The sequence below is a fragment of the Vandammella animalimorsus genome, from assembly GCF_002285285.1.
Classification (GTDB): Bacteria; Pseudomonadota; Gammaproteobacteria; order Burkholderiales; family Burkholderiaceae_C; genus Lampropedia; species Lampropedia animalimorsus.
Map to the genome: position 1 here is coordinate 90745 of NZ_NSJF01000008.1, position 11881 is coordinate 102625.

The following is an 11881-nucleotide window of genomic DNA, read 5'->3' on the forward strand; positions in this document are numbered from 1 at the left end:
CTGAAACCATCAGATCCGATGGCGCTGGCCGTTTGCGCTTATTTCGTTTTTCTCACCATGCTGTCACCAGTAATGCAATCGCAGGCGCGAAGCATCTTGCGCGAGCTTCGTGCAGGTTCGGCACAAATCGAGCTGACGGCGTGGGTGTCATTCGACGGCTTCGTCTTGGCCGCAGCCACCGAGGCCAACGTCAATGCCGACCGCATCGGCGCCATGTGTGCCTCGTTGCTGGCCCTGTCGCGGCGCGCCACCAAGGAAATCGACGTGGGCGACCTCAAGCAGATCATTCTGGGCGGCAGCAGCGGCATCATGCTGTTGATCGAAGCTGGTACGGGCCGCGCGCTGACTCTCTCGGCGGAGAGCAGTGCCAACCTGGGTCGGATCCTGCTGGATGCCCGTAAAGCTGCCATGCGCCTGGCGGAACTGGGCGGTTGAGGGGGCGTTTTGCCTCTTGCATCGCTACGGCCCGCAGATGCGGGCCGTTGTGCTTTTGGCATGCAGCAGGCCAGTTGCCCGCCGCCATGCCTCAATCCTGCGTGGCAGGTGGCCGATAGCGCATCAGGCCTTCCTGGGCCACGGAGGCCACCAACTGCCCCTGCTGGTTGTACAGCGCGCCACGCGCAAAGCCGCGTGCGCCGCTGGCCGAAGGCGAATCCATGTCGTAGAGCAGCCATTCGTCGCAGCGGAATGGGCGGTGAAACCACATGGCGTGATCCAGGCTCACCGTCTTGAGCCCGGGCATGCCAAAGTGCAGACCATGCGGTCGCAGGGCCACGCCCAGCAAGCTGAAGTCCGAGATATAGGCCAGCAGCGCTTGATGGATCAACGGATCGTCTGGCACGGGCGCACAGGTACGCAGCCAGACTTGGTTAGTCGGCGGCAGCGGTCCATGCGCCTTGGTTGTGCGCGGATCGACAAAGCGAATCTCGAACGGCCGCTCCAGCACACTGACTGGTGGATGGTGCGGGCGCGTCTCCTGTGGCGCAGGCGCAGCGGGCATCGGGCTTTGGTGGTCGGCGCCGGGCTCCTCGCGCTGAAACGAGGCCGACATGTGGAAGATGGCGCGCCCGTGCTGCACGCCCACTACCCGGCGCGAAGTAAAGCCCTGGCCATCACGCACCGGATCGACCTCGTAGACGATGGGCGCCTGCTTATCGCCGGGCAACAAGAAGTAGCCATGCAGCGAATGCAGCCGGTGCGTCTGCACCGTGCGCGCTGCCGCCATCAGCGCCTGACCCAGCACCTGGCCGCCGAATACGGCTGGCGCGCCAATGTCGTTGCTCAGGCCGCGAAACAAGCGCTTTTCCAGCTGCTCAAGCTGCAATTGCGCAATCAACTGCGCCAATGCCTGGCGCCGCTGCGCGTCGTTGGGGAGAGTGGTGTCAATGTCGGATGCCATGAGGGGAAACTTTGAGATGGTGCAACAGCGCACCCTGCAGGCGCATTATCCAGAAAGCCCGCAGTGCAGAGCCGGCGACAATGTCGCCCATGTCGAATGAAACGCCCGCACAGTCCCCTGCCTTGCTGGCCCGGCCTGGTTGCGCTGCGCTGCAACGGCTGGATTGGGCCCAGCCCTGGCTTGCCCCCTTCGCCCAGCCGTATGGCTTACCGCTGACCCAGGCTGTGCTCGTGCAAGGCCAGCCCGTGCATCAAGCGCTCAACCAAGTGGCTCACCCCGAACTCGTGGCCACGGCTTCAGGCGCGGACGCTGGCATGGGCCATGTGCCCGGCCGCCTGGGCGTGCCGCGCTTCGTCGCACAGCAGCAATTGCCCGCTGGCACCAGCTACGAAGCCTTTATTCACGCCCACTGGGCCGTGCCCACGCGCGATCACGTGCACGACTTCTTCAACGGCCTGATCTGGCTGCACTTTCCGCGCAGCAAGGCGCGCCTGAACGCCATCCAGGCCGAGCAAATCCGCCAGCACGGCATCCAGGGCCGGCGCGGCCCGGTGCGCGATGCCTGCACCCTGTTCGACGAAAACGGCGCGCTGTTGCTGGCCCCTGAGCCTCTGTGGCAAGCCCTGCTGGCGCGCGATTGGCTGGCCCTGTTCTGGACCTTGCGCCCACTGTGGCGGCAGGCCTTTCTCGTACTTTTTGGCCACGCGCTGCTGGAGCAACTGTGCACCCCGCGCAAGCCCCTGTGCGCCCATGTGCTGACATTGCCGCTGGCCAGCAACGCGCCGCTGGCTGCCGCATGGCAGGCCGCGCTGGGCCCGGCCATGGCGCCCGGCCAGGCTGTCCAAGCCGCTCCCGAGCCCGCAGCCTGCGAGCTGCCCCAATGCCCAGCCCCCTTGCTGGCCGCCTGGGACCAGGCCCTGAGCGAGGCCCTGCAACCCGAGGCCCTGGCGCACAAGCCGCTGACGCCGCTGCCCGTGCTGGGCCTGCCCGGCTGGTGGCCCGCCAACGCCCAGCGCGTCTTCTATGAAGATCCCCAGGTCTTCCGCCCGCCCAGGTGGTGACCAGACGGTGATCCTGGGCCTACTTGAAAACCGCTGGCATGCCACCATCTGCCAGTGTTCGCATGGCGCGCAGGCGCCGTGGCCATTTTGACCAAGGAGGTTCCCCACCATGCAGCGCATTCTTCTTTTTGTTGCCACCAACCTGGCCGTTGTGCTGGTGCTGGGGGTGGTGACCAGCCTGCTCGGGCTGGATCGCGGCAGCCAGGCTGGCCTGTTGGTCATGGCCCTGGTCATGGGCTTTGGCGGTTCGTTGATCTCGCTGATGCTGTCCAAGACCATGGCCATTCGCGGCATGGGCGTGCGCCTGATCAATGAGCCCAGCAACCGTGACGAGGCCTGGATCGTCGAGACCGTGCGCCGCTTTGCCGACAAGGCTGGCATTCAAATGCCGGACGTGGGCATTTACGATGGGCCTGCCAATGCCTTTGCCACGGGCGCGCGCCGCGATGCGGCGCTGGTGGCCGTTTCCACCGGGCTGTTGCAAAGCATGACGCACGAGGAGGTCGAGGCCGTCATCGGCCATGAGGTGGCTCACGTGGCCAATGGCGACATGGTGACGATGGCGCTGATCCAGGGCGTGATGAACACCTTTGTGATCTACATCTCGCGGGTGGTGGGCGCGCTGGTCGATGCCTTTTTGCAGCGCGGCAATGAGCGCGGCGGCCAGGCAGGCATGGGGCCGGGCTACTACCTGACGGTGTTCGTCATGGATGCGCTGCTGGGCGTGCTGGCGGCGATCATCGTGGCCTGGTTCAGCCGCCGGCGTGAGTTCCGCGCCGATGCGGGCGCGGCGCAAATGATGGGCCAGCCGGTGTCAATGCAGCGCGCGCTGGCGCGGCTGGGCAATATCAACACGCAGGATTTGCCCAAGGGGTTGGCGTCGATGGGCATCTCCGGCGCCATGGGCAAGCTGTTCAGCTCGCACCCGCCGTTGGAGGAGCGCATCATGGCGCTGCAAAAACTCCAGTGATGCTTCAGTGATGCCTTCATGGGGCTGCCGAGTCGTTCGGCGCTGGCAGCCCCTGACCAACAAGGCCCGCTGCCCCAGCCACGTGCATTGGGCCAGCGGGCCTTGTGCTGTTTGGCGCTGGGCGTGCCGGCCTTCCTTTAGGATGCGTGCTGCGCCGCCCCTGCGGCGCGCACTGATTGCGCTACGCCATGCTGACCTATCCAAACATCGACCCTGTTGCGTTTTCCATCGGGCCCCTGTCCGTGCACTGGTACGGGCTGACTTATCTGGTGGGCTTTGTGCTGTTTGTCGTGCTGGGCCGCCTGCGGCTGCGGCACCCGCCGTATGCGCAGCTGGTGCAGCAGGGCCAGTGGCAGGTGCGCGATGTGGAGGATTTGCTCTTCATCGGCGTGCTGTGCATCATCATCGGCGGCCGCTTGGGCTACGTGCTGTTCTACAAGCCGGGCTATTACCTGGCCCACCCGCTGGAGATCCCGCTGATCAACAAGGGCGGTATGGCCTTTCACGGCGCGCTGCTGGGCTCTATCGTGGCCATGGTGTGGTTTGCCGTGACGCGCCGGCGGCCGTTCTGGCAGGTGGCCGATTTCGTCGCGCCCTGCGTGCCGTTGGGCTTTGCCGCTGGGCGCATCGGCAATTTCATCAATGGCGAGCTCTGGGGGCGGCTGGCCTCGCCCGATCTGCCCTGGGGCATGGTGTTTCCGCACAGCGGCAGCATGCAGCCGCGCCATCCCTCGCAGCTGTACCAGTTCCTGCTCGAAGGGGTGTTGCTGTTCGTGATTCTGTGGCTGTTCGCCCGCAAGAAGCATGCCCAGGGCCGGGTGGCGGCGCTGTTCCTGATGGGCTATGGCAGCCTGCGCTTCGTGGCCGAGTTCTTCCGCGAGCCCGATGCCTTCCTGGGGCTGCTGCCGCTGGGCATGAGCATGGGCCAATGGCTGTGCGTGCCGATGATTGCCGCCGGTGCGGGCGTGTGGATCTGGGCCGGGCGGCGCGCGCAGGCGCACTGAGGGCGCGCTTTGGCTCAGGCCGGCTTTACGCGGCCTTTACCCGCAGGACAAACGCTGCGCGGCAAGCCGGGCGATAGTGCCTGGCTGTGTCACCGTCCACTGACTGCAAGATCACCTGCCATGACCACCCCTGTTTTGATGATCGAAGACGATGCGCGCCTGGCGGCCATGGTGTCGGAGTATTTGGCCCAATCGGGCTACCGTGTCGAGCACGCGCCCGATGCCCACACCGGCCTGGCCGCCCTGCAGGGGCGCGGCGCGGGGCCAGCGCCCGAGCTGGTGGTTCTGGATTTGATGTTGCCTGACATGGACGGGCTGGAGGTTTGCCGCAGGCTGCGCGCCTTGCCTGGCGCGACCGCGCAGCTGCCCGTGCTGATGCTCACGGCCAAGGGCGACCCCATGGATCGCGTCATCGGCCTGGAGATTGGCGCCGACGATTACCTGCCCAAGCCTTTCGAGCCACGCGAGCTGCTGGCGCGCATCCGCGCCCTGCTGCGCCGCCGCCAGGCTGGCACTGTGCAGCAGACTGTGCCTGAGACCATGCGCTTTGGCTCGTTGGAGATCGACCGCAGCGCGCGCACGGTGACGATTGCTGCGCAGCCCGTGGAGCTGACCTCCTACCAGTTCGACCTGTTGGTGACGCTGGCCGAGCGCGCCGGGCGCGTGCTCACGCGCGACCAAATCATGGAGGCCGTGCGCGGCCGCGAGCTCGAAGCCTTCGACCGTTCCATCGACGTGCACATCGGCCGCATTCGCGCCGCCATCGAGAGCGACCTGAAGAACCCGCGCCGCATCCTCACCGTGCGCGGCGTGGGCTACGTGTTTGCCAAGCAGCAGGACTGAGCTGCCGCGCATCACTGGCCGTCGCGGCCGGTGCCTCCGTTATCCAGCACAGGTTTTCGCACTATCCCATGGCGCTTCGCAACCCCTTTTCCCAGCGCATGTACCTGCGCATCTGGCTGGCCGTGGTCGGCTGCGTGGCCGTGCTCATGCTGGCCGTGGGCTGGGGCTGGCGCGTGGCTGAGGAGCGCCGCGAACAGGCGCGCGTGATCGTGCCGCGCGAAGTGGTGATCAGCCGCGTGGACCGCAGCGAGCCGCCCATCCGTGGCGTTTCGGTCTTCATCCCCAGTGACGAGCCGGGCTTCAAGCTCGGCATCACCACAGAGCAAGGGCGTGAATACATTGCCAGTTTCGCGCCGCGCAACGACCGCCCGCCGCGCCCGCCGCAAAACGGCTGGTCCTTCTGGGCGCTGCCGCCCTTTGGCTACCTGTGGCTGCTGGGCCTGGTGGGCCTGTCGGTGATCATCGGCGTGTTCCCCATCATTCGCCACCTGATGAAGCGCCTGGAGACGTTGCGCCTGGGCGTGCAGAAATTCGGCGAGGGCGACCTCAGCGTGCGCATCCCCGTCGATGGCCAGGATGAGGTGGCCGAACTGGCCGGCCAGTTCAACGCCGCCGCCGCTCGTATCCAGACCCTGGTGCGCTCGCACAAGGCGCTGCTGGCCAATGCCTCGCACGAGCTGCGCTCGCCGCTGGCGCGCATCCGCATGGGCCTGGAGCTGGCCGAGCACGGCCCGCCCTCGGGTGCGGCGCGCCAGGAAATCCAGCGCAACATCGCCGAGCTGGATCAGCTCATCGACGAAATCCTGCTGGCCAGCCGTCTGGACCTGGCCGAAGACTCGGCGCTGGCGCTCGAAACGGTGGATCTCATCGGCCTGGCCGCTGAGGAAAGCGCCCGCATCGGCGCGGAGATGGACATCGACACCGGCGGCGCGGCGCCAGCCATGGACATCCTGGGCGACGCCAAACTGCTGCGGCGTGCATTGCGCAATCTGCTGGAAAACGCGCGTCGCTACAGCCAGGGAGCGATCGAGCTGGTGCTGCAGGACCAAGGCGCGCACATCGCCATCCACGTGCACGACCGCGGCCCGGGCGTGCCCGAGGCGCTGCGCGAGCGCATCTTCGAGCCCTTCTACCGCGCCCCCGGCGCCAGCGAACGCAGTGGCGGCGTGGGCCTGGGCCTGGCGCTGGTCAAGACCATTGCGCAGCGCCACGGCGGCAGCGTGCGCTGCGCACCGCGCGCAGGCGGCGGCAGCAGCTTCACGCTCACCCTGCCGCGCATGGCCCAGCCCGCCGCCCCAGCCGCAGGCGTTGGGCTGAAGTGAACCCAGGGCGATTTGCTCGGGTTCAGGCCACGGTTGCAGCCTGCTGAAGATAATGCACGCTTCGTTTTTTTCGCCGGGTGCGCATGCCATCGCTGCCTTGCGCGGCCCGCCTTCAGGAGTCTTCATCCATGTCCCACACCAACGCCTCGGCCCAGCAAGTGCGGCCGTGGCTGATCGCCCTGCAGAAAACCATCGTCGATGCCTTGCAGCACATCGAAGACCAAGCCGGCAGCGGCGTGCAGTTCGTGCGCGAGCCCTGGCAGAAATCGGCCGATGAGCCGCTGCAAGGCGATGGCATCACCTGCATCATCGAAGGCGGCCAGGTGTTCGAGCGCGCCGGCTGCGGCTTCTCGCACGTGCGCGGCGCGGCGCTGCCGCCATCTGCCACGCAAAAGCGCCCCGAGCTGGCCGGCGCCCCTTTCGAGGCGTTGGGCGTGTCGCTGGTGTTCCACCCGCGCAACCCCTACGTGCCCACGGTACACATGAATGTGCGCATGCTCTCTGCCCTGCCAGCGCAGGGCCAGGCGGTGAGCTGGTTTGGCGGTGGCATGGATCTGACGCCCTATTACGCCTATGAGGAGGACGCGCAGCACTTCCACCGTGTTTGCCAGGCCAGCCTTGCGCCCTTTGGCGCAGACAAATACCCGCGCTTCAAAACCTGGTGCGACGAGTACTTCTACCTCAAGCACCGTGGCGAGCAGCGTGGCATCGGCGGCATCTTCTACGACGATCTGTCCGAGCTGGGCTTTGAAGGCGGCTTTGCACTGATGCAGTCCGTGGGCGAGCACTTTCTGCAGGCCTACCTGCCCATCGTCGAGCGGCGCATGCACCAGCCCTGGGGCGAGCGCGAGCGCGCCTTCCAGCTCTACCGCCGTGGGCGCTATGTGGAGTTCAACCTGGTCTTCGACCGTGGCACGCACTTCGGCCTGCAATCGGGCGGGCGCACCGAATCCATTTTGCTGTCCATGCCGCCACTGGCCAGCTGGGCCTATCAGCAGCGCTTCGAGCCCGGCTCGCCCGAGGCCGAGCTGACGCAGAAATTCCTCGTGCGCCGCGACTGGTTGGAACAGGGCTGAACGCCCGCCCCGGAACAGACGCAGCAAAGGGGGCTGCGGTACACTGGCGCGCCGGGCTTTGCCCAGGGGCTCTTGACCGCATTGATTCGCACACCGCACACCGCATGAAAATCCTCAGTGAGACCACCGCCAAACGCCACCTGAGCAAGCTGCAGGCCGCCATCGTCGATGGCCTGGAAGACATCAAGGCGCAGGACATCCAGGTGTTCGACACGGCGCACCTCTCGCCCCTGTTCGAGCGCGTCATCGTCGCCACCGCCACTTCCTCGCGCCAGACCAAGGCGCTGGCGGCCAGCGTGCGCGACAAGGTGCGCGAAGCCGGCTTCGACAAGCCGCGCGTCGAGGGCGAGGACAACGGCGAATGGGTCATCGTCGATTGCGGCAGCATCGTTGCGCACATCATGCAGCCGGCCATCCGGCAGTACTACCGCCTGGAAGAAATCTGGGGCGACAAGCCGGTCAAAAAGGCCAAGCCCAAGACCCAGCCCGCCGCCACTGCCGCTGAGGATGCAGACGCAGCCGATGCCAAGGCCCCGGCCAAGCGCCCGACCGCCGTCAAGAAGGCCGCAGTGAAAAAAACGGCTGCAAAGACCACCACCAAGACCGCTGCAAAAACTGCCGCAAAGACCACGGCAAAAACCACTGCGAAAAGCGCAGCCAAGGCGCCCGCCAAAACTGCGGCAAAAACCGCAGTGAAAACCCCTGCCAAGACGGCGGCCAAAACCTCCGCTGCCAAGGCTCCGGTGAAGAAGCTCACCGTCAAGACCACCAAGGCCGCAGCCAAGAAAAGCCCCGCTGCCGCAGCGAAAAAAACCGCTGCCCGCAAGGCTGGGGCATAAGCCCTGAGAACCTGTTCAAAATCTCTGCACGGTGTGCACGCAGCGGATTTGGGCGGTCTGCTGCTGAGTTACAAAGCCTCGCCATGGCTTCGGCTATGGCTGCGTTTTGGGCCTTGCTGCCCATCCCAAACCGTTTCCTGCCCACTCGCACCGAGATTTTGAACAGGTTCTGGGCGCCAGGGGGCTCGGCAGCGGCGCGCCAGCCCTCCTACAATCTGGCGCCATGAACTCTGTACCCGCCTTCCCTGCGCTGCGCGCCGCCAGCGCGCCTACCGCCCCAGCGGCCAATCCATTTGCACAAGCTGGCCTGCCCGAGCCGACCTGCACCGAAGAGCGCCTGGCGCTGGCGCAGCAATGGCTGCTGGAGCCCTACGGCTTGCAGGAGCGCCATCTGCATGAAGCGCTGGCGCACATCCGCCAGCGCCAGGTGGACGATGCCGACCTGTACTTCCAGTACACCCGCCACGAGGGCTGGAGCCTGGAGGAAGGCATCGTCAAAACCGGCTCCTTCAGCATCGACCAGGGCGTGGGCGTGCGCGCCGTCTCTGGCGAAAAAACCGCGTTTGCCTACTCCGACGATCTCTCGCCCGCAGCGCTGATGGACGCCGCTGCCACGGTGCGCGCCATCGGCGCCGGTCGCGCCAGCGGCGCCCGCGCGCGCGTGGGCGCGCGCCGCATCGCACCCAGCCGTGCGCTATATCCGGCGCTCGATCCGATCGGCACGCTGGGCAGTGAGCAAAAGGTGGCGCTGCTGGGCCAGGTCGAGCAATTGGCGCGTGCGCGCGATCCGCGCATCGTGCAAGTCATGGCCGGGCTGGCCAGCGAATGGGACGTGGTGCTCATCGCCCGCGCCGATGGCACGCTGGCGGCCGACGTGCGGCCACTGGTGCGGTTGTCGGTCACTGTCATCGCTCAGCAGGGACAGCGCCGAGAAGTCGGCACGGCTGGCGGCGGCGGTCGATTTGGCCTGGCGCATTTCGATACCGAATTGGTGCAAGAGTATGTGGACAAGGCCGTCGATGCCGCGCTGATCAACCTGCAGGCCCGCCCTGCGCCCGCAGGCGAGATGACCGTGGTGCTCGGCCCGGGCTGGCCCGGCGTGCTGCTGCACGAGGCCGTGGGCCACGGGCTGGAGGGCGATTTCAACCGCAAGGGCTCCAGCGCCTTCAGCGGCCGCATCGGCCAGCGCGTGGCGGCCAAGGGCGTGACCGTGCTGGACGACGGCACCATCGCCCAGCGTCGCGGCTCGCTCAACATCGACGACGAAGGCCATGCCACGCAGCGCAACGTGCTGATTGAGGACGGCATCCTGGTGGGCTACCTGCAAGACGCCATGAACGCGCGCCTGATGAAGACTGCGCCCACTGGCAATGGCCGGCGCGAAAGCTACGCCCACATCCCCATGCCGCGCATGACCAACACCTACATGCTCGGCGGCCCCTACGAGAGCGCCGAAGTCATCGCCAGCATCGAACGCGGCCTGTACGCCACCAACTTCGGCGGCGGCCAGGTGGACATCACCTCGGGCAAATTCGTCTTCAGCGCCAGCCAGGCATGGTGGGTCGAAAAAGGCAAGCTGCTCTACCCCGTCAAGGGCGCCACCATCGTGGGCAATGGCCCTGAAGCCCTCAAGCGCGTGAGCATGATCGGCAACGACGTGTGCCTGGACAGCGGCGTGGGCGTGTGCGGCAAGGAAGGCCAGAGCGTGCCCGTGGGCGTGGGCCAGCCCACCTTCCGCATCGAAGGCCTGACCGTTGGCGGCACGGTGTAAGAGCCTGTTCAAAGGGTTGTTGAGATTGAGTGTTGCGGCGGTGTTTTCGGTCAAAACCGAGCAGCTGCGGCATTGAAAACGCTTGCGAGGTGTTTTGCCAAGGTGTTTCACCTTGCATATGTTTTCGCCTTGCATTTGCGACTTTTGTCTCGAAAAACCGCTTCGCAAACCCAATCTCAACAACCCCTAATCCTCTGAACAGAGCACCTAGCCAGAAAGGTCCCATGCCAAGTCACAGCCCCATGCCACGCCTGTCCATGCTCGATCTGGTCACCGTACGCCAGGGCCAGAGCATTGCCGCTGCCATCGATACCGCCGTGCGCACGGCCCAGCACGTCGAGCGTCTGGGCTTTGTGCGCTACTGGATGGCCGAGCACCACAACATGCCCGGCATCGCCAGCTCGGCCACGGCGGTGCTGATCGGCCACGTCGCTGGTCAGACCACGCGCATCCGCGTCGGGGCCGGCGGCATCATGCTGCCCAACCACGCGCCATTGGTGGTGGCCGAGGCTTTTGGCACGCTGCAGGCCATCTACCCAGGGCGCATCGACCTGGGCCTGGGCCGCGCCCCCGGCACCGACCAGCCCACCATGCGCGCCCTGCGCCGTGGCCGCGTGGAAAGCGAGGACGACTTCCCGCGTGAAGTGCAGCAGTTGCAGCAACTGCTTGACGACCCCCGCCCCGGCCAGGCGCTGGTGGCCACGCCGGGCGCCGGCAGCCATGTGCCCATCTGGTTGCTGGGCTCCAGCCTGTTTTCGGCTCAGCTGGCCGGGCAGCTGGGCCTGCCCTACGCCTTTGCCTCGCACTTCGCGCCGCGCCTGCTGCACCAGGCGCTGCAGCTGTACCGCAGTACCTTCCGTCCGTCGCCAGCACTGCAGCGGCCCTACGCCATGATCGGCGTGCCAGTGGTGGCCGCCGCCAGCGACGCCCAGGCCGAATACCTGGCCAGCAGCACCTATCAGCGCATCCTGGGCATTCTCACCAACCAGCGCGGCCTGATGCAGCCGCCCGTGCAAGGCTTCATGGAGCAGCTCGACGAGCGCGCCCGCCAGGCTATCCGCGACTTTCTGGCCATTGGCCTGATCGGCGGCCCGCAAACCGTGCAGCAGGGCCTGCAGGCCCTGGCCGCAGCCACGCAGGCCGATGAGTTCATGCTGGTGACCGACACCTTTGAGCTGGAGACGCGCCTGCAATCGCTGGACATCACCGCTGCCGCCTGGGCCGCAGTTACCGCAGCGCCTTAGGTTTCAACTCATAGTCTTGTACAGGCCAGAATCGTCGCCATGCTCTATGGCTTAGATGCGCCATCCGATCCACGTTTGAGCATATCCAGTGCCACATCGACGATCATGTCCTCCTGTCCGCCAACCATGCCGCGGCGGCCCAGTTCGACCAGGATGTCAAAGGCGTTGAGGCCATATTTTTTGGCGGCGGCCTCGCTGTGCAGCAGAAAGCTGGAATACACGCCAGCATATCCCAGGGCCAGAGTTTCGCGGTCCACCCGCACTGGGCGGCGTTGCAGCGGGCGCACCAGATCCTCGGCGGCATCAATGAGGCCGCGCACGTCACAGCCATGGTTCAGGCCCATGCGATCGA

At 66.2% G+C, this 11881-nt stretch carries 11 protein-coding genes and 1 pseudogene; 10 read left to right on the top strand and 2 right to left on the bottom strand.

The window, feature by feature from the left end:
- Positions 1 to 18: 18 nt before the first annotated feature.
- Positions 19 to 435: a roadblock/LC7 domain-containing protein gene (locus tag CK620_RS12950; RefSeq protein ID WP_238946137.1), complete on the top strand. Its 417-nt coding sequence runs from the start codon at positions 19 to 21 to the stop codon at positions 433 to 435.
- A 91-nt stretch (positions 436 to 526) separates the two neighbouring features.
- On the opposite strand, the gene CK620_RS12955 is transcribed toward CK620_RS12950, so the two are convergent.
- Positions 527 to 1399: an acyl-CoA thioesterase gene (locus CK620_RS12955; RefSeq protein WP_095550652.1), complete on the bottom strand. Its 873-nt coding sequence runs from the start codon at positions 1397 to 1399 to the stop codon at positions 527 to 529.
- A gap of 89 nt (positions 1400 to 1488) precedes the next feature.
- Here CK620_RS12955 and CK620_RS12960 point away from each other — a divergent pair, with 89 nt between their 5' ends.
- The 9 genes from CK620_RS12960 (at position 1489) to CK620_RS13000 (ending at position 11529) form a co-directional block, all read left to right on the top strand.
- Positions 1489 to 2460 (top strand): DUF3025 domain-containing protein, encoded by a 972-nt coding sequence (locus tag CK620_RS12960; protein WP_179290658.1) that lies wholly within the window; start codon positions 1489 to 1491, stop codon positions 2458 to 2460.
- 109 nt (positions 2461 to 2569) lie between these two features.
- Complete coding sequence (gene htpX, locus CK620_RS12965; protein WP_095550654.1) at positions 2570 to 3430, top strand: protease HtpX; 861 nt, start codon at positions 2570 to 2572, stop codon at positions 3428 to 3430.
- A 188-nt stretch (positions 3431 to 3618) separates the two neighbouring features.
- Positions 3619 to 4434, top strand: coding sequence for a prolipoprotein diacylglyceryl transferase (gene lgt / locus CK620_RS12970; RefSeq protein WP_095550655.1), 816 nt, complete (start codon positions 3619 to 3621; stop codon positions 4432 to 4434).
- Between the two features lie 120 nt (positions 4435 to 4554).
- The gene (locus CK620_RS12975; RefSeq protein ID WP_095550656.1) at positions 4555 to 5277 is read left to right on the top strand and encodes a response regulator; all 723 of its coding nucleotides are present in this window, start codon (positions 4555 to 4557) and stop codon (positions 5275 to 5277) included.
- A 68-nt stretch (positions 5278 to 5345) separates the two neighbouring features.
- Positions 5346 to 6599: an ATP-binding protein gene (locus CK620_RS12980; RefSeq protein ID WP_095550657.1), complete on the top strand. Its 1254-nt coding sequence runs from the start codon at positions 5346 to 5348 to the stop codon at positions 6597 to 6599.
- Positions 6600 to 6727: 128 nt separating this feature from the next.
- The gene (gene hemF, locus CK620_RS12985) at positions 6728 to 7675 is read left to right on the top strand and encodes an oxygen-dependent coproporphyrinogen oxidase (protein ID WP_095550658.1); all 948 of its coding nucleotides are present in this window, start codon (positions 6728 to 6730) and stop codon (positions 7673 to 7675) included.
- A gap of 104 nt (positions 7676 to 7779) precedes the next feature.
- Entirely contained in the window at positions 7780 to 8514 is a 735-nt protein-coding gene (gene rsfS, locus CK620_RS12990) for a ribosome silencing factor (RefSeq protein ID WP_095550659.1), read from the top strand.
- A gap of 223 nt (positions 8515 to 8737) precedes the next feature.
- Positions 8738 to 10285, top strand: a complete 1548-nt coding sequence (gene tldD / locus CK620_RS12995) for a metalloprotease TldD (RefSeq protein ID WP_095550660.1) — start codon at positions 8738 to 8740, stop codon at positions 10283 to 10285.
- A 242-nt stretch (positions 10286 to 10527) separates the two neighbouring features.
- A complete protein-coding gene (locus CK620_RS13000; protein WP_420894229.1) occupies positions 10528 to 11529 on the top strand; it encodes an LLM class flavin-dependent oxidoreductase in 1002 nt (333 codons plus the stop codon).
- A gap of 44 nt (positions 11530 to 11573) precedes the next feature.
- Here the strand turns inward: CK620_RS13000 and CK620_RS13005 are convergent.
- Positions 11574 to 11881: pseudogene (locus tag CK620_RS13005) on the bottom strand (4-hydroxy-2-oxovalerate aldolase); the annotation flags it as partial.